We start from the raw sequence: 16,570 nt of genomic DNA, 5'->3' as shown, positions 1-16,570 counted from the left end.
CTGTCTTTTCCCTTCTGCACTGTACAAAAGGGTGACATTGTTAGTTTATCGCATTTTCGCCCAATACACAAGCGTCTAAATTTTGTTTTGAGGTTTTGCGCCAAACTTTTATGGAACTTTCACACCCTTTTTCCTCCTGCATCCTGTACAAAGCAAAAGAGGCAGCGCCCCGGTCTCCCGAAGCACTGCCCCTTTTTGAGCATGATCTTTATTCTGCGGTGTTCTCTACGACCACATACACCCCGGCAGGGATGCAGGCAGCCCATGCGCCATCCTTGTCCAGCCAGCCGAATTCCTCGCACACATGGTCCGGGCACTGACTGTCCAAAAATGCGACTGCACCGTCTTTCACCTGCAAATGCACGACATAATCGCCCACATCATACAGGTAATCGTGATCCGTATCCAGCGGCAGGGTCTCGGTGATGCCGTCGCCGAAATCGACGACTGCCTGCAGACCACCGCCTTTGCCGCTGTGGGCTGCGCGCACGCCGAAATACAGCGCTGCCGCCAGCACAAGGACCACCAGTGCAAAGATCAGGTTCTTCCTCCACGGCTTCCGTTTTCTGGAACCGGAAGCTGTTTCAGCCGTTTTGCGGTTGCTCATGCAGCGTAATCGCTGGCAGCCTTACCTGCAATGCGGCCAAACACGGTGAAGTCTGCAACAGCATTGCCGCCCAGACGGTTTGCGCCGTGAACGCCGCCAGTCACCTCACCTGCTGCGAACAGGCCGGGGATAACGGTACCGTCAGCCTTCAGCACCTCAGTGTTGGTGTTGATGGTCAGGCCGCCCATGGTGTGGTGCACGCCAGCGGTGACCTTGATGGCGTAGTACGGAGCGGTATCCAGCTTGTTTGCAAAGCTGGTGCGGCCAAAGTCGGGGTCGTTCTTGGCCTCAACATAGCCGTTCCAGGTCTTCATGGTCTCGGCAAATGCAGCCTCATCAACGCCCATTGCCTTGCCCAGCTCCTCGTAGGTCTCGCCGGTCACGGTATAGCCCTTCTTGATGTAGCCCTGAATGACGCTGGAAGCATCTACCATGGCCTGATCGACCACCAGCCAGCTGTAGCTGCCGGTCTGAGCGATCTCAGCAGCAGAGACCACGTCACGGGTGCCCACTTCGTCGATGAAGCGCTTGCCCTCGGCGTTGATCAGCACAGCGCCGTCGCCGCGCAGACCCTCGGTGATCAGGGCAGCGGTGTTGGCCTCAACGGTGGGGTGGATCTGGATCTGGTCCATATCCACAGTGCCGGCACCGATGGCGGTGGCCATCTCAATGCCCTGGCCCTGAGCGCCGGCAGCATTGGTGGTCATGAAGCCCTTCAGCTCAGGCTTGTACTCGACAACCATGTCCAGATTTGCGCCGAAGCCACCGGTGGTCAGCACCACAGCCTTGGCGTTCACAGTGACGGTCTCGCCGGTAGAACCGGTGGCCTTGATGCCCACAGCAGCGCCGCTCGCATCGGTCAGGATCTCGTTGGCGGTGGTGTTCAGCAGGATCTGAACGCCAGCCTTCTCACAGTTTTCCTCCAGCAGGGGGATCATGTAGGAACCGACGGAAAGGGTCTTGCCCTCTGCGTCCACAGGGCGATGGATGCGCTTGACGGATGCGCCGCCAAAGCTGGAAACGCTGTGCAGGGTGATGCCGTGCTCGTCCAGCCAGTCGATGGCGTCAGCGCTGTTAGCGCACAGGGTCTCCACCAGAGCGGGGTCGTTGATGCCCTTGCCGCCGACCATGGTATCCAGCTCCATCAGCTCAACAGAGTCGAAGTAGCCGGTGGGGTTCTTCTGGTACTCTGCCCACTGCTCGGAGACGGTCTTTGCCAGAGCGGTGATGGTCTCGTTGTCAGCGTACTTTTCAGCAGCGGTCTTCAGGGTCTTTTCGACACCGGCAGACTCGCCGAACTCGTTCTCATCCTGATACACGGTCTTGCCGGCGTTCATGCCGCCGGTAGCGCGCACAGAGTTGCCGCCCACCATGGGCTGGCTCTCCACGATCACAACGCTCTTGCCCTCGGCAGCAGCGGTGATGGCAGCGGTCATGCCTGCGCCGCCTGCACCCACGATGACAACGTCAGCGTCAATGGTGGAATCCTCGGCCTTGGTCTCGTCGGCCTTAACCTCGATCTTATAGTCATCGGCGTTCAGGCCGGCGGCAGTCAGGGCAGCGGCTGCTGCCTCCTTGATGGCGTTGGAGGTGATGGTCGCGGTGGACACGCCGTCCACGGCGATGCTGCCGGTCTCAGCGATCTGAGCGGGCAGCTGCTCCAGTGCCAGCGTACCGATGCCGGGGGTCTCATCCTTGCCCTCAGCGGTGCAGCCGGTGATCTTGCCGTCTTCCAGCGTCAGGGTAACGGTAACGTCGCCGCCCATGCCCTTGGCAGTGCCGGTGAAATCGCCGGACACGCCGCCTGCGGTGGAAGCAGACTTGCTGCCGCAGCCGTAGCCCAGCAGGCTGACGCCCACAACAGCCGCCATAGCCAGCGCAGCCACGCTCTTGCGGATCTGATTCTTTTTCATTGTTTCTTCCTTCTCATATTCGGGTTGCTTGTGTTCGGACATCTATCAGCAAAAAAGGGGAAACTGCTCATTCGGAAAGCAGTTTCCCCTCGCTGAAACTTAGGAAAAACTTAGGCGTTAGCCTGAGCTGCAGCAACAGCGCATGCAACGGTAGCACCAACCATCGGGTTGTTGCCCATGCCGATCAGGCCCATCATCTCAACGTGTGCAGGCACAGAAGAAGAACCTGCAAACTGAGCATCGCCGTGCACACGACCCAGAGAGTCGGTCAGGCCGTAGCTTGCGGGGCCTGCAGCCACGTTATCGGGATGCAGGGTACGGCCCGTGCCGCCGCCGGAAGCGACAGAGAAGTACTTCTTGCCGTTCTCGATGGCCCACTTCTTGTAGGTGCCGGCAACCAGATGCTGGAAGCGGACGGGGTTGGTGGAGTTGCCGGTGATGGAGCACTGAACGTCCTCCTTCTTCATGATGGCAACGCCTTCCATAACGTCGTTTGCACCATAGCACTTGACGGCTGCGCGCTCGCCCTCGGAGAAGGGGATCTCCTTGACGACGGTCAGGGTCTGAGTGGGGATGTCGTACTCAGTCTGAACATAGGTGAAGCCGTTGATACGGGAAATGATGTAAGCTGCATCCTTGCCCAGGCCGTTCAGGATGACGCGCAGGGGGGTCTTGCGGACCTTATTTGCGGTGCGGGCGATGCCGATAGCACCCTCAGCAGCTGCAAAGGACTCGTGGCCTGCCAGGAAAGCGAAGCAGGTGGTGTCCTCGCTCAGCAGACGAGCGCCCAGATTGCCGTGGCCCAGACCGACCTGACGCTGCTCAGCGACAGAACCGGGGATGGTGAAAGCTTCCAGACCTTCGCCGATGGCAGCAGCGCACTCGGCAGCATCGGTCAGGCCGCGCTTGACGGCAATAGCGGTGCCCAGGGTGTATGCCCAGACAGCGTTATCAAAGCAGATGGGCTGAACGCCGCGCACGATCTTGTCGCAGTCGATGCCCTTAGCGAGGAGCATCTCGTTGCAAGCGTCCAGAGACTCCAGGCCGTTAGCCTTCAGGCATGCCTCGATTTTCGGCATGCGGCGATCCATAGATTCAAAAGTTGCCATGAGTTGTTCCTCCTCTCTTATTCCTCACGCGGGTCAATGTACTTCACAGCACCCTGATCTGCGCTGAAGCGGCCGTAAGTACCCACGTTCTTCTCGTAAGCCTCGTTGGGGGTCTTGCCGTGACGGATATCCTCCATCATCTTGCCCAGCTTGACGAACTGATAGCCGATGACCTCACCGTTGGCATCCACAGCCAGCTTGTTGATGTAGCCCTCGGTCAGCTCCAGATAGCGGACGCCCTTCTCCTTGGTGGAGAAGATGGTGCCGGTCATGGAGCGCAGGCCCTTGCCCAGGTCGTCCAGACCTGCGCCGATGGGCAGACCATCCTCAGAGAAAGCGGTCTGGCTGCGGCCGTAGACGATCTGCAGGAACAGCTCACGCATTGCAACGTTGATGGCGTCGCACACCAGGTCGGTGTTCAGAGCTTCCAGAATGGTCTTGCCGGGCAGGATCTCGCCTGCCATAGCAGCAGAGTGGGTCATGCCGGAGCAGCCGATGGTCTCCACCAGAGCCTCTTCGATGACGCCGTTCTTGATGTTCAGAGACAGCTTGCAGGTACCCTGCTGAGGTGCACACCAGCCCACACCGTGGGTGTAGCCGCTGATGTCCTTGATCTCATAGGCCTTGACCCATGCGCCCTCTTCGGGGATGGGAGCCGGACCATGCTTAGGACCTTTGGTGATCGGGCACATATTCTGTACTTGCTGCGAATAGGTCATAATCATACTCTCCTTTTGACAAATGTCGCTTTGTAGCACAAAACCGTCGCCGCGCCCTGCCGGCACAGCCGCTGCTCTGTACTGCTTGCATCCGAACCGGGCACGCTGCTCTCTTTCAGCGCCTGCACCGGTACTACCACGCATGATTTTATTATAGAGAAAGCGGACGGATTTTGCAATACATTTCCGGGAAAAACATCAAAACTATTTGCGGTTGTCTGCTGCTAACCGTCAATTCAGATGCTTTTGTCATTTCATTCGTCAATTTTTTGTCAACTTTGTCAAGGAGACAAATTTCACGCTCCTGTGTCCTGCCTGCGGGACTGCTGTCCGGCAAATTTCAGCGCCCACATGGCAGCAAAACCTGCCGCCGCACCGCCCACAGCCAGCCAGTGCCGCCCGGCTTCCAGCCCCCACAGATTTGCCGCAGCCGGAAATGCCAGACTTCCCACGCTCTGCCCCAGCGCCAGAAAACCGTAGTTCACCCCTGCGTGGGGGAAGCCGAACAGGTCCGTGGAGAGAGCAGGCAGCACCGCCGCAAGGCCGGAGTAGCAGAAGGTGAGCCCCGCATAGCAGGCCACCACCCACCAGCCCTGCGCAAACGCAAATCCCGCTGAAAGCCCCAGCGACACCGCAAACAGCAGCATGTCCGTGGGCCTGCGGCCGATGCGGTCGCTGAGCATGGGCATCAGCAGGCGGCCCGCCGCACTGCCCACGCTGCCCAGCACCACGCTCCACAGAGCAGCGTTCTCGTCCAGCCCCCGCTCCACGCCCAGCTTTAGGATGATGGGGCTGAACAGCAGCACCGCCGGGGTGGAAAAGCACACGGCCCCTGCACACAGCCAGTACTGCCGTGTGCGCAGCATCTGCCATGGCGAGAGGTCAATGGCATTTCTGTCGTTTTTCTGCTGTTTTTCGGCGTCCTGCGGCGGGTCCTGCAAGAGCAGGCTGCCCACAAGGCAGATGGGCAGCGTGACGGCTCCCAGTGCCCAGAACGCACCCCGGATGCCCTGCACGATTCCAAAGCCCCTGACCGCCGTGCGCACGAATACGGTGAGGAACGCACCGGAAAGACCCACCGCCCCGCCGATGACACCGGTGGCAAGGCCCTTGCGTCCGGCATACCACTTCTGTGCACAGGACTGGATGGACGGGTACAGAAACGCCGTGCCCAGCCCTGCCGGGATGCTGAATGCCAGAAAAAAGCTGCCTGCACTGCCGCCCGGCAGCATGGCCGCCGCAAAAAATCCGCCGCACAGCAGTGCTGTTCCCCACAGAGCCGCACACCGCGGGCCGCGGCTGTCCTGCAGAAAGCCGCCGATGACACACCCTACGCCGAACGCCGCAATGAGGATGCCAAAGGCATAGCCCGCCCCCTGCTCGCTCAGGCCGTACTCCTCCATCACCGGCTGTTGAAATACGCCCCACGCCGCCGGGATGCCCGTGAGCACCTGAATGGCTGCGCCCGCCGCAAGGATGGTCCACGGGTGTTTTGCTGCAAATTGCTGTTTCATTGCCTGCCCTCCGAATGGTTTTTCCTTTACAGTGTGCCCATTTCAATTGACAAAACGGCAGATTCCTTTATAATGAATAATGTAAAAATAAAACGGCCTCGCCCTCTCCGTCATCGCTACGCGATGCCACATTCTCCACTCTGTCGCTATTGCGACATCTCTCCCCAACCGGGGAGAGTCTTTCCTCAAAGTGGGAGGCTTTGGCAGTCCACACAAAGTTTACGGTTTTGCCAAGGGCTCTCCCTTTGGGAGAGCTGGACGCGGAGCGGCCTGAGAGGGCGAGCAGGCTATAGAGAGGAATTGCAGTTATGAAAACACAGGCATTGAAGGGCATGCGCGACCTGCTGCCCGCAGAGCAGACCCTGCGCGATTACATTCAGGGCAAAATTCTGGAGACCTACCGTGCGTCCGGCTTCGAGCGCATTTCCACCCCCATGCTGGAGGATATGGAAAATCTGGACAAATCCGACGGCGGCGACAACCTGAACCTGATCTTCAAGGTGCTCAAGCGCGGCGATAAGCTCACCGCTGCCCTGAACACCGGCGATCCCAAGCAGCTGTCCGACATGGGCCTGCGCTATGACCTGACCCTGCCTTTGAGCCGCTACTATGCCGCCAACAAGGATAAGCTGCCCAGCCCCTTCAAGGTGATCCAGACCGACCGCGTCTTCCGCGCCGAGCGTCCCCAGAAGGGCCGTCTGCGGGAGTTCGTGCAGTGCGACATCGACATTCTGGGCGATTCTTCCCCCAACGCCGAGGTGGAGCTGATCGACGTGACCACCCGCGCTCTGCTGAACATCGGCTTTACCGGCTTCACCGTCAACATCAACGACCGCCGCATCCTGCGCGGCATGCTGGAAAGCATGGGCTTTGCCGCAGATACGCTGGATTCCGTCTGCATCACCTTCGATAAGATGGACAAGATCGGTGCCGAGGGCGTCAAGGCTGAGCTGACCGAGAAGCAGCTGCCGGAAGCCGCCATTCAGGCTCTGGCCGATTTCATCGCCGCCGGTGAGGTAACGCTGGACGCCGTAGCGGCCCGCTGCGCAGATCCGGCCATCGCCGACGACCTCAAGTATGTTCTGGCCACCGCAAACGCCATGGCTGCAGGCCGCTATCAGGTAGCCTACTGCCCCAGTCTGGTGCGCGGTCAGGGCTACTACACCGGCATGGTGTTCGAGATCACCTGCCCGCAGTTCAGCGGTGCCGTTGCAGGCGGCGGCCGCTACGACAACATGGTGGGCAAGTTCCTTGGCACGCAGGTACCTGCCGTGGGCTTTTCCATCGGTTTTGAGCGGGTGTGCGGCATCCTGCTGGAGCAGGGCTATCAGATCCCCGGTGCCAAGCAGAAGATCGTCCTGCTGTACACGAAGGATGCCGATTTCCCTGCCGTGCTGGCAAAGGCCGCTTCCCTGCGTGACAGCTACAACGTGACCGTTCTGCCTCAGGGCAAGAAGCTGGGCAAACAGCTGGGCCAGCTGGAAGCCGCCGGTTTTGTGGGTGCCGCCTTTATGGATAAGGATGAGATCAAGATCTTTGCACAGCAGTAATTCTTCTGAAGCGTAAAAAGTCCCGGTGCAGTAAAACCGAACTGCACCGGGACTTTTTTGCGTTTTGCTTGCGTCTTGTATGCTTAGATGGTGAACTGTACCACGCAGAAGGCCGCGTAGATGCACAGCAGAGCGATGCCCTGCGGGCGGCTGAGCCTGCCTTTGATGAGGGCCGGCACCGTCAGCAGCAGCATCACGGCAAACATCACCGGGAACTCCAGCACCAGCGAAGCGTTGTGTCCGAACAGCATGGAGTTCTGCGGGATGGTAAAGGGTGCCACCACTGCGGAAACGCCGCTCACCAGCACCAGATTGAACACGTTCGCGCCGATGACATTGCCCAGAGACAGCGCACCGTGGCCCTTGGCCAGCGAGGTGATGGCCGTTACCAGCTCCGGCAGCGAGGTGCCCAGCGCCACAAAGGTGAGCGCAATCACCGACTCCGGCACGCCCAGTGCCTGCGCGATCAGGGTGCCGTTATCCACCAGCAGGTTCGCGCCCACGGCAATGAGCACCGCGCCCACGGCCAGCAGACCCAGCTCCCTGGCAAGGGACCCATTTTCATCGGTCTCCTCCGCTTCTTCCGGGGCGGGGGCGTTCTTCATCGCCATCACGTTGCAGACGATGTAGGCCGCGAACACGGCCAGCAGCACAAGGCCCACCGGGCGGGAGTAGTAGCCGGTGGTATAGGCCACGCCCGCGTAAAAGGCTGCTGCCGCAAAGAAGAACAGCACCGGCGTGCGCAGGCTCTTGGGGTCTACCTTGCCCGGCTTCACCGCAATGGTGATAGCCGCAATGAGGGATGCATTACAGATGATCGAGCCGATGGCATTGCCATAGGCGATCTCGCCGTGGCCGGTGAAGGCCGAGGTGGTGGAGACCATGACCTCCGGCAGGGTGGTGCCAATGGACACCACCGTAGCACCGATGAGCAGCTCCGGCACATGGAAGCGGCGGGCAATGCCCGTGGCACCATCCACAAACCAGTCACCGCCCTTGATGAGGCACAGCAGGCCCACGATGAACAGCAAAACAGGGATAAGCATAGTTTTTTCTCCTTTTGTTTCCGGCAGAGCAGCCATAAAAAAGAGACCTCTATTACAGCCTGCCCAGAAACGGGAAAGCGTAATAAAAGTCTCAAGCATCCGGCACCGCAGCGGGCATTTCTGCGGGGATGCCGCTGCAGCACGGCGCATCGTTTTGCGAACGTGCGCCCTCTACTCCCTTTTATCCGGAAAGTATTATACCGATTTTTGCACCAAAGTGCAAGAGGAACGTTGAAATTTCATCCAGCCTTGGCCACTTTCTTCGCGTTGGGATAGATGCGCTCCATACGGACGTCATCAAAATGGTCGTCCAGCAGCGTATCGATGCTGTTTTTGGGGCCTTCACCGCTGGTGCGGGCATCGTACCGGGCCAGCGCCAGCGCACTGGTGAGCATGTTCACCGCCATGAACACTGCCAGCAGGACGGTCATCCATGGGCGGACGCGGCTGCGCACCTTCTCCATGCCTCTGAGCACCAGCGGATAGCCGTAGCGCATCCATATCACCGCCGCAATGCCCCAGAAAAAGCAGTACAGCAGGTTGATGCGCCCGCCCAGATTGAACTTGAACTTGCTGTAGTCCCAGAACACGGTGCCGAACAGCAGCTCGGTGACGGCGCTGCACACGTATTCGTACACACCGCCCATGACGGTGCCGAAGGCGAACAGGTAGCGGTCGCTCCGGTCCTTTTCCTGACGCAGCAGCACCGTTGCCAGCACCAGCGCCAGACCCCACACCACGCTGAACGGCCCCCAGACCAGACTGGAGCGGCTCATCCAGACCCCGGCGGTCACGCGGCAGAACACCGTCTCCACCATGTCGCCCAGAAACGCGCCGATCACGAACAGCCACAGCAGGTCGGACACGCTGAGGAAGTTCTTTTCCCCCTTCCGGAGCGCAGTCTGCTCCTGCCGGGCCGCAGCCGGGTAGGCGTGCTGGATGCGTTTTTCAATGTAAAGCGCGATCCTGCGGCGCAGCGTATCCGACCGCTCCCCCAGTCTCTGATTGAGCTGCTCCAGCACCGGGTGCCGGGCCGCATACTGCTGCACCAGCACCGCCGAACCGATCTGGTCCAGCACCGCCACCGTCAGCGAGACCCATACTGCCGGACGCAGCAGCCAGACCGGGATATGCGCACACAGCCGCAGCAGCACATCATTGCCCCACAGCACACTTGCCGTGCCCAGTGCACCCCACAGCAGCGAATACTGCAGGCACACATAGCCGTTCAGATTGAATTTTTTGCCGGAATAGTCCCACCACTTGCGGCGGTGCAGGCGTTCCAACAGCTTGGCGGTGATCCATTCCATCACCGTTGCCGCCATCATGCAGGCAAAGAACAGGTAGACCGGCTCAGTGCGCAGGTCGCCGAAACTCACGGCCAGCAGCACGCCGGTGGTACCGTAGATAAAGCAGAACGGGCCTGCCGCCGCACCGCGGTTGGCAAACCTTCCGCCCCGGATGGTCGCGACTACCGTCTCCGCCACCCAGCCCAGAAAGGAATATACAAGATAAATAACACTCAAAGTATAGAAGTTCAGCGTCATAAGGTTCCTTTCGCTTCCAGTTTTTTTCTTACTGCATTGATTGTACCCGTTTTGGGCGCTGTGTACAAGAGCCGTGCAGAAATTTTGTCACTCTGCGACGCGGCAGGCTCTCCGGGCATCTCTGAAAAGACGAAGATCCAGCCTGTTGCTTTGTTTTCAGATACATCTTAGAAAAAGGCCCTGCCATCCCGAAGGACAGCAGGGCCCAAAATTACAGTTTGAATTTACAGAGCGGAATCACAGCTGGCTCTTATACAGCTCCACGATCTCCTCCACACTGGTGTCGCGGGGGTTGCCGGGACGGCAGGCGTCTGCAAATGCGGACTCGGCGAGGAACTGGATATCCTCTTCCTTCAGGATGCCGTGCAGATTTGCGGGGATGCCCACGTCTGCGCTCAGCTGCTTGACGGCGGCGATGGTGGCGTCAGCGGCTTCCACATCGTTCATCTCGTCGATGCCCACAACGCCCATGGCCTTGCCGACTGCGCGGTAGCGCTCACCGGCGACGCTCTTGTTGTACTCCAGACCCACCGGCAGCAGGATGGCGCAGGCCACACCGTGCGGGGTGTCATACAGAGCGGACAGGCCGTGTGCCATGGAGTGGACGATGCCCAGACCCACGTTGGAGAAGCCCATGCCGGCGATGTACTGGCCCAGAGCCATGCCCTCGCGGCCTTCCGGGGTGTTCTGCACTGCGCCGCGCAGGCTCTGGCTGATGAGCTTGATGGCTTCCAGATGGAACATATCGGAGATGACGCAGTGGCCCTTGGTGATGTAGCCCTCGATGGCGTGGGTCAGAGCGTCCATGCCGGTGGCGGCGGTCAGGCCCTTGGGCATGGAGGACATCATATCGGGGTCAACCACAGCGATCTCGGGGATATCGTTGGTATCCACGCAGACGAACTTGCGCTTCTTCTCCACATCGGTGATGACGTAGTTGATGGTGACCTCGGCAGCAGTGCCGGCGGTGGTGGGAACAGCGATGGTGAACACCGCGTGCTTCTTGGTGGGAGCAACACCTTCCAGAGAGCGGACATCCGCAAACTCGGGGTTATTGATGATGATGCCGATGGCCTTTGCGGTATCCATGGAGGAGCCGCCGCCGATGGTCACGATGCAGTCAGCCTCGGCGGCCTTGAAAGCGGCCACGCCGTCCTGCACGTTGGCGATGGTGGGGTTGGGCTTGATCTCGCTGTAAACAGCGTAGGCAAAGTTTGCAGCATCCAGCAGATCGGTGACCTTCTTGGTGACGCCGAACTTGATCAGGTCGGGGTCGGAGCAGACGAATGCCTTCTTGTAGCCGCGGGCGGTCAGTTCGGGAACGATGTTCTCAATGGCACCGTGGCCATGGTAGGAGATGGTATTCAGAACGATGCGGTCAGCCATAGTTATTTTTCCTCCAAATCTCTTTTCCGCCGCTTTTCGGGCGGAGCTCTCTGTTTTTCAGAATAGCACATTGTCAAAAGCTTTGCAATGTGAAATTGTTTGAATTTATTGTAATTTTTTATCTATGTGCAGTGTTTTATGGGTACTTTTTCCAATTTACCGCAGTTTTATAATGTTTTTTCTTTTTCCCCTTGACAAGCAGCGCAAATCGTGTATTATTGTATCAAGCGCTTAATACAGCAAGACAAGGAGATGATATCATGGGCGAACAGTTTGATGCCAGCCGCCCGATCTATGCCCAGCTTGTGGAACGGCTCAAGGCCCGGATCCTGGCCGGCACCTACCCGCCGGGCGGGCATCTGGATTCGGTACGGGATCTGGCCGCAGCCGCCGGGGTGAACCCAAACACGATGCAGCGGGCCCTTGCCCAGCTGGAGACGGAAGGTCTGGTGCACACCGAACGCACCGCAGGCCGCTATGTTACGGAGGACACTGCATTGATCGAACAGCTTCGTGCCGACACCGCCCGGACGCTGGCGTCGGATTTTCTGGAAAAGATGCGCGGCATCGGCTACAGTCCCGCACAGGCGGCCGCGCTTTTGGAACACTGGGACGCAAAGGAGGACCGCAATGAGTGAGCTTTTGAGCTGTGAAGCACTGACCAAGTGCTATCAAAAGGATAAGACCGCACTGGAAAATGTAGACCTGCACATCGGCTTTGGCCGCATCGTGGGGCTGCTTGGCCCCAACGGCAGCGGCAAGACCACCCTCATCAAGCTGGCGAACGGTCTGCTGCAGCCCAGTGCAGGCAGCATCCGGATCGCCGGCATGACCCCCGGGCCGGACACCAAAGCCATCGTGTCCTATCTGCCGGACGCCGACTGGCTGCCGGACTGGATGCGTGTGGAGCAGCTGGTGGAAATGTTCCGCGAATTCTATGCCGATTTTGACCCCGCCAAGGCGAACGAAATGCTGGCCCGGCTGGAACTGGAACCGAAGGCGCGGCTCAAAACCCTGTCCAAGGGCAGCAAGGAAAAGGTGCAGCTGATCCTGGCCATGAGCCGCGCCGCAAAGCTCTACCTGCTGGATGAGCCCATTGGCGGCGTGGACCCTGCCGCCCGGGACTACATCCTGAGCACCATCCTGAACAACTACAGCCGGGATGCGACCGTCATTCTATCCACCCACCTCATCGGCGATATCGAGCCCATTCTGGACGAAGCCGTCTTTTTGAAGGATGGCCGGGTGTTCGCCCACCGCAATGCCGAAGAGCTGCGCGAGACCGAGGGCATGAGCGTGGATGCATATTTCCGGGAGGTATTCAAATGCTGAAACAGCTGTTAAAATATGAATTCAAGGCCACCGGCCGCACCTACGGCGGGCTGTATCTGGCCCTTGTTGCGCTGGCAGTGCTGAGCGGCTTTTCCCTGCGCAGCTCTTCCGGAGACAACTTTGCATCTCTGCTGCTGTTCGCCTACATGGTCGTAGCCGTTGCGGTGGCAGTGGTGTCCGTGATGACCATTGTGACCCGCTTCACCCGCAATCTGCTGGGCCGCGAAGGCTACCTGATGCACACCCTGCCGGTGACGGAAAGCCAGCTCATCCTTTCCAAGCTGATCTCCAGCGTGGTGTGGATGCTTTGCAGCAGCATCGTGGGTATCTTCTCCTTTGCGGTGATGCTGCTGGCTCTGTCTCTGAACAGCGCGGCCCTGCAGCAGCTGCCGGAGCTGTGGCAGAAAGTGGTAGAGATCTTCCGAGAGATCTTCCGCATGACCGGCAGCTCCGGGTGGCTCTGGCTGATCTTTGAAACGCTGAACGGGCTGGTGGCACTGGTGTCCAGCATCCTGTGCATCTATGCCGCTTGCATGATCGGCCACCAGTTCAAAAAGCACATGGTACCGGCCGGTATTCTGGCATTTTTCCTGCTGTCCTTCCTGCAGAACTGGCTGAGCTCCGGTGTCAGCAGTGCCGACATGCTGCAGGCTGTTTCCTATTCCACCCTTGGCGGTGTGGATGTTTCCATCGCTGCGCCCAGTGCTTTCACCACCCTGTTCGGGCTGGCGGTCAGCATTGCCTTTGCCGCAGGGTACTTTCTGCTGACCCGCTGGCTGATGGAGCACAAGCTGGATCTGGAATGATTTTAATGTCCTCCGCTTTCGCTCTGGACATTTTCAGCGGAACTATTTCTTAATTGCAATTTGTAAAAGGCCGAACCATAAACTTCATCTGATACAAAAAAACATCTGCAAGCTGCCCCATTCCGGGCAAAGTTTGCAGATGTTTTTCTTGTTATAGAGTGTTCAGCACTCGTCGTACTGCTTTTTCAGGTAGTTCAGGCATTCCACCGCGTTTTCCGGGGTGGTATTCTCCAGCGTTGCAAAGATATAGGGCTTTTCCTGCTTTGCAAACCGCAGGATGGTGCGGTAGTCCTCCATGCCTCCCTGCCCTGCACCCGTAGCAGCCAGCTGGCCGCCCGCATCCTTGCGCAGGAAATCCTTGAAGTGGATCATGGCAATGTCCTTGCCCAGAAGCTCGATGGCCTCGGCGAACACTTCCTCGCGGCGGTCCACATTTTCCATGTTCAGCAGGTTGACGGGGTCGAACAGGATCTGCAGATTCGGGCTGCCGATCTCGTCCAGCACGGTGCGGGCGCGTCTGGCATCGTACACGATGTGCTTGACCACCGGCTCAATGGCAATGGTCACGCCGTACTGCTCGGCACAGCGCACCACCGGCTTGAAGTTCCGGATAAAAGTAGCAAGGGCTTCGTCGCTGCGGCACTCCGGACAGAATTTGTACTCCGCGTTGGGCGCACCGGTCTCGGTGCCCACCATTCCGCAGCCCAGCAGGCTTGCAAAGCGGATATGAGCATAGTATTTTTCCTGAATGGCGTGCAGGGCATCCGCATCCGGGTGAGCCAGATTGAGATAGTTGCCCAGCACGGCAATGTCGATGCCGTTTTTCTCAAACAGATGCCGCAGGTACAGCGCATAGCCGGGGGTCAGGGCGCTGGGGGTGCAGGGCAGCTCCTTGAAGGATTTGCTCAGGGCCACATGGGCGCAGGTAAAGCCTTTCTGGCGCACCAGCGGCAGCACCTGTTCAACGGGCAGCTTTTCCGCGTCATGCAGACGCAGGCCGAATTGGATCATGGAAAACCTCCTCCTTTCCCGCACAACACGCGGGGTTGCATTGACCTTATTATACACGAAAGCTGCGTTCCATGGAACAGCCTGAAACAAAAAAAGAGCATCACTTTGCACCCTCAACGGATACAAATGATGCTCTTTTTTCAGATCTGGTCCCAACAGATGCGGCTCTTTCTCAGCGCCGGTACTTTGCAGCGGCCTGCAGGCGCTGCATCGCACGGTCGAGCGCGATCTTGCTCTGATAATATTCATGCATGCTCTGCTGATGCTGCAAACGCTCCTCGGCACGGATGCGGGCAGCCTCGGCACGGTTCTTGTCGATATCCTCCGGACGCTCGGCGCTGTCCACCAGCACCATCACGTAGGCAGGCGTCACCTCGGCAATGCCGTCGCCTACCAGGATGTCCTGGCTTTCACCGTTCACCTCAAAGTGCAGGATGCCCATGTGGATGGCCACCAGCACCGGGCTGTGTCCGGCCTGTATGCCGTACACGCCATCGCTGATGGGCAGCACAAGGTCTTCGCAATCGCCCTGATAGTACTCACCGCTGGACGCAGTGATGCTCAGCATGAACTTGTTCATCAGACGGCACCGCCCTTTTCCTCAGCCAGCTTTTCCGCTGCCTTCTGGCGGGCATCTTCCAGCGTACCAACGTTGAAGAAAGCCCACTCCGGCAGATCATCGGCCTCGCCGTCCACAATGGCGGCAAAGCCGCGCACGGTATCCTGCAGCGGCACATACTTGCCCTTCAGGCCGGTAAAGTTCTCGGCCACAGCAAAGGGCTGGGAGAGGAACTTCTGCAGCTTGCGGGCGCGGGCAACGGTGAGCTTGTCGTTCTCGTCCAGCTCATCCATGCCCAGAATGGCAATGATGTCCTGCAGCTCCTGATAGCGCTGCAGAATGGACTGCACCTTGCGGGCCACGCGGTAGTGCTCCTCGCCCACGATATCTGCTTCCAGAATGCGGGAGGTAGATGCCAGCGGGTCCACGGCCGGGTAAATGCCCTGCTCCACGATCTTACGGGACAGCACGGTGGTGGCGTCCAGATGTGCAAAGGTGGTGGCGGGGGCCGGGTCGGTCAGGTCGTCGGCGGGGACGTAGACGGCCTGCACAGAGGTGATGGAGCCTTCCTTGGTGGAGGTGATGCGCTCCTGCAGAGCGCCCAGCTCGTTGGCCAGAGTGGGCTGGTAGCCCACAGCAGAAGGCATACGGCCCATCAGAGCGGACACCTCGGAGCCTGCCTGCACGAAACGGAAGATGTTATCAATGAACAGCAGCACGTCCTTGTGAGTCTCCTCACGGAAGTACTCTGCCATGGTCAGGCCGGTCTCAGCAACACGCATACGTGCTCCTGGGGGCTCATTCATCTGACCAAAGACCAGTGCGGTCTTGCTCAGAACACCGGATTCGTTCATCTCGCCCCAAAGGTCGCAGCCCTCGCGGGAGCGCTCGCCGACGCCGGTGAAGATGGAGTAGCCGCCGTGCTCGGTGGCCACGTTGTGGATCAGTTCCTGGATCAGCACGGTCTTGCCGACGCCTGCACCGCCGAACAGACCGATCTTGCCGCCCTTTGCATAGGGGGCCAGCAGGTCGATGACCTTGATGCCAGTTTCCAGGATCTCGGTCGCGGGCTTCTGCTCTGCAAAGCCGGGGGCCTTGCGGTGGATGGGCCAATGCGGCACATCATCCACAGAGCCCTTGCCGTCGATGGGTCTGCCCAGCGGGTCGAACATGCGGCCCAGCGTGGCTTCACCCACCGGTGCGGTCAGGCCGTGGCCGGTGGCCTGCACGGTCATGCCCTTGCCCAGACCCTCGCTGGCGGAAAGCATGATGCAGCGCACAGTAGTCTCGTTGACATGCTGTGTCACTTCCATCGTGCGCTCGGTGCCCTCGGCGGTCACGGTAAGCGCTTCCTGCAGGGCAGGCAGCTTGCCTGCGGTGAACTGCACGTCCACCACAGGGCCGGCTACGCGAATAATAGTTCCCTGTATCATTTGGATTGCCTCTTATAATCTGTATATTGCAAACACGT

General features: G+C 59.2%; 15 protein-coding genes. 4 read left to right on the top strand and 11 right to left on the bottom strand.

Features of this window, described 5'->3' with window-relative positions:
• Window positions 1–208: 208 nt before the first annotated feature.
• From ACKXF9_RS13270 to ACKXF9_RS13250, 5 genes are all read right to left on the bottom strand, one after another.
• Window positions 209–607: a NusG domain II-containing protein gene (locus ACKXF9_RS13270; protein WP_418266503.1), complete on the bottom strand. Its 399-nt coding sequence runs from the start codon at window positions 605–607 to the stop codon at window positions 209–211.
• A complete protein-coding gene (locus tag ACKXF9_RS13265) occupies window positions 604–2,520 on the bottom strand; it encodes a flavocytochrome c (protein WP_418266502.1) in 1,917 nt (638 codons plus the stop codon). The genes ACKXF9_RS13270 and ACKXF9_RS13265 overlap by 4 nt, the downstream gene beginning before the upstream one ends.
• Before the next feature lie 110 nt (window positions 2,521–2,630).
• Complete coding sequence (locus ACKXF9_RS13260) at window positions 2,631–3,629, bottom strand: GGGtGRT protein (RefSeq protein WP_005935035.1); 999 nt, start codon at window positions 3,627–3,629, stop codon at window positions 2,631–2,633.
• Window positions 3,630–3,646: 17 nt separating this feature from the next.
• Window positions 3,647–4,348, bottom strand: a complete 702-nt coding sequence (locus ACKXF9_RS13255) for an iron-sulfur cluster assembly scaffold protein (protein WP_339395882.1) — start codon at window positions 4,346–4,348, stop codon at window positions 3,647–3,649.
• 296 nt (window positions 4,349–4,644) lie between these two features.
• Window positions 4,645–5,862 (bottom strand): MFS transporter, encoded by a 1,218-nt coding sequence (locus ACKXF9_RS13250; RefSeq protein ID WP_418266501.1) that lies wholly within the window; start codon window positions 5,860–5,862, stop codon window positions 4,645–4,647.
• Between the two features lie 308 nt (window positions 5,863–6,170).
• On the opposite strand from ACKXF9_RS13250, the gene hisS reads away from it, so the two are divergent.
• Window positions 6,171–7,412 carry a histidine--tRNA ligase gene (gene hisS, locus ACKXF9_RS13245; protein ID WP_249237154.1) on the top strand — a complete coding sequence of 414 codons (1,242 nt, stop codon included), beginning with the start codon at window positions 6,171–6,173 and terminating at the stop codon, window positions 7,410–7,412.
• An 83-nt stretch (window positions 7,413–7,495) separates the two neighbouring features.
• On the opposite strand, the gene ACKXF9_RS13240 is transcribed toward hisS, so the two are convergent.
• From ACKXF9_RS13240 to fucO, 3 genes are all read right to left on the bottom strand, one after another.
• Window positions 7,496–8,458 (bottom strand): calcium/sodium antiporter, encoded by a 963-nt coding sequence (locus tag ACKXF9_RS13240; RefSeq protein ID WP_418266500.1) that lies wholly within the window; start codon window positions 8,456–8,458, stop codon window positions 7,496–7,498.
• 239 nt (window positions 8,459–8,697) lie between these two features.
• Complete coding sequence (locus ACKXF9_RS13235; protein ID WP_418266499.1) at window positions 8,698–10,005, bottom strand: putative ABC transporter permease; 1,308 nt, start codon at window positions 10,003–10,005, stop codon at window positions 8,698–8,700.
• Between the two features lie 237 nt (window positions 10,006–10,242).
• Window positions 10,243–11,391 (bottom strand): lactaldehyde reductase, encoded by a 1,149-nt coding sequence (gene fucO / locus ACKXF9_RS13230; RefSeq protein ID WP_097781577.1) that lies wholly within the window; start codon window positions 11,389–11,391, stop codon window positions 10,243–10,245.
• Between the two features lie 260 nt (window positions 11,392–11,651).
• Here fucO and ACKXF9_RS13225 point away from each other — a divergent pair, with 260 nt between their 5' ends.
• Genes ACKXF9_RS13225 through ACKXF9_RS13215 form a run of 3 tightly spaced genes read left to right on the top strand, consistent with a single transcriptional unit; the run spans window position 11,652 to window position 13,529 of the window.
• The gene (locus ACKXF9_RS13225) at window positions 11,652–12,029 is read left to right on the top strand and encodes a GntR family transcriptional regulator (RefSeq protein WP_120020920.1); all 378 of its coding nucleotides are present in this window, start codon (window positions 11,652–11,654) and stop codon (window positions 12,027–12,029) included.
• Window positions 12,022–12,723, top strand: coding sequence for an ABC transporter ATP-binding protein (locus ACKXF9_RS13220; protein WP_120120290.1), 702 nt, complete (start codon window positions 12,022–12,024; stop codon window positions 12,721–12,723). The genes ACKXF9_RS13225 and ACKXF9_RS13220 overlap by 8 nt, the downstream gene beginning before the upstream one ends.
• Window positions 12,717–13,529, top strand: coding sequence for a hypothetical protein (locus tag ACKXF9_RS13215; protein ID WP_418266498.1), 813 nt, complete (start codon window positions 12,717–12,719; stop codon window positions 13,527–13,529). The genes ACKXF9_RS13220 and ACKXF9_RS13215 overlap by 7 nt, the downstream gene beginning before the upstream one ends.
• A gap of 162 nt (window positions 13,530–13,691) precedes the next feature.
• Here ACKXF9_RS13215 and ACKXF9_RS13210 read toward each other — a convergent pair whose 3' ends face one another.
• The 3 genes from ACKXF9_RS13210 to atpD form a co-directional block, all read right to left on the bottom strand.
• Window positions 13,692–14,540, bottom strand: a complete 849-nt coding sequence (locus tag ACKXF9_RS13210; protein ID WP_097776480.1) for a sugar phosphate isomerase/epimerase family protein — start codon at window positions 14,538–14,540, stop codon at window positions 13,692–13,694.
• Window positions 14,541–14,712: 172 nt separating this feature from the next.
• Window positions 14,713–15,120, bottom strand: a complete 408-nt coding sequence (gene atpC, locus ACKXF9_RS13205) for an ATP synthase F1 subunit epsilon (RefSeq protein WP_249237160.1) — start codon at window positions 15,118–15,120, stop codon at window positions 14,713–14,715.
• Window positions 15,120–16,532, bottom strand: a complete 1,413-nt coding sequence (atpD, locus tag ACKXF9_RS13200) for a F0F1 ATP synthase subunit beta (protein WP_348582981.1) — start codon at window positions 16,530–16,532, stop codon at window positions 15,120–15,122. Before atpD ends, atpC begins: the two co-directional genes overlap by 1 nt.
• Between the last annotated feature and the right edge of the window lie 38 nt (window positions 16,533–16,570).

Source organism: Faecalibacterium sp. 9 (assembly GCF_048320955.1).
In the GTDB taxonomy this organism is placed as follows: Bacteria; Bacillota; Clostridia; order Oscillospirales; family Ruminococcaceae; genus Faecalibacterium; species Faecalibacterium wellingii.
The sequence above is the reverse complement of the archived record's forward strand: the minus strand, read 5'-3'. Positions and strand labels throughout refer to the sequence as shown.

Excerpts from the sequence above, each read along its gene's own strand:
- fucO (WP_097781577.1), bottom strand. The coding sequence starts at position 11,391 with ATGGCTGACCGCATCGTTCTGAATACCATCTCCTACCATGGCCACGGT.
- ACKXF9_RS13210 (WP_097776480.1), bottom strand. The coding sequence starts at position 14,540 with ATGATCCAATTCGGCCTGCGTCTGCATGACGCGGAAAAGCTGCCCGTT.
- ACKXF9_RS13250 (WP_418266501.1), bottom strand. The coding sequence starts at position 5,862 with ATGAAACAGCAATTTGCAGCAAAACACCCGTGGACCATCCTTGCGGCG.
- ACKXF9_RS13265 (WP_418266502.1), bottom strand. The coding sequence starts at position 2,520 with ATGAAAAAGAATCAGATCCGCAAGAGCGTGGCTGCGCTGGCTATGGCG.
- ACKXF9_RS13220 (WP_120120290.1), top strand. The coding sequence starts at position 12,022 with ATGAGTGAGCTTTTGAGCTGTGAAGCACTGACCAAGTGCTATCAAAAG.
- ACKXF9_RS13215 (WP_418266498.1), top strand. The coding sequence starts at position 12,717 with ATGCTGAAACAGCTGTTAAAATATGAATTCAAGGCCACCGGCCGCACC.
- atpC (WP_249237160.1), bottom strand. The coding sequence starts at position 15,120 with ATGAACAAGTTCATGCTGAGCATCACTGCGTCCAGCGGTGAGTACTAT.
- hisS (WP_249237154.1), top strand. The coding sequence starts at position 6,171 with ATGAAAACACAGGCATTGAAGGGCATGCGCGACCTGCTGCCCGCAGAG.
- ACKXF9_RS13235 (WP_418266499.1), bottom strand. The coding sequence starts at position 10,005 with ATGACGCTGAACTTCTATACTTTGAGTGTTATTTATCTTGTATATTCC.
- atpD (WP_348582981.1), bottom strand. The coding sequence starts at position 16,532 with ATGATACAGGGAACTATTATTCGCGTAGCCGGCCCTGTGGTGGACGTG.
- ACKXF9_RS13255 (WP_339395882.1), bottom strand. The coding sequence starts at position 4,348 with ATGACCTATTCGCAGCAAGTACAGAATATGTGCCCGATCACCAAAGGT.
- ACKXF9_RS13260 (WP_005935035.1), bottom strand. The coding sequence starts at position 3,629 with ATGGCAACTTTTGAATCTATGGATCGCCGCATGCCGAAAATCGAGGCA.
- ACKXF9_RS13270 (WP_418266503.1), bottom strand. The coding sequence starts at position 607 with ATGAGCAACCGCAAAACGGCTGAAACAGCTTCCGGTTCCAGAAAACGG.
- ACKXF9_RS13225 (WP_120020920.1), top strand. The coding sequence starts at position 11,652 with ATGGGCGAACAGTTTGATGCCAGCCGCCCGATCTATGCCCAGCTTGTG.
- ACKXF9_RS13240 (WP_418266500.1), bottom strand. The coding sequence starts at position 8,458 with ATGCTTATCCCTGTTTTGCTGTTCATCGTGGGCCTGCTGTGCCTCATC.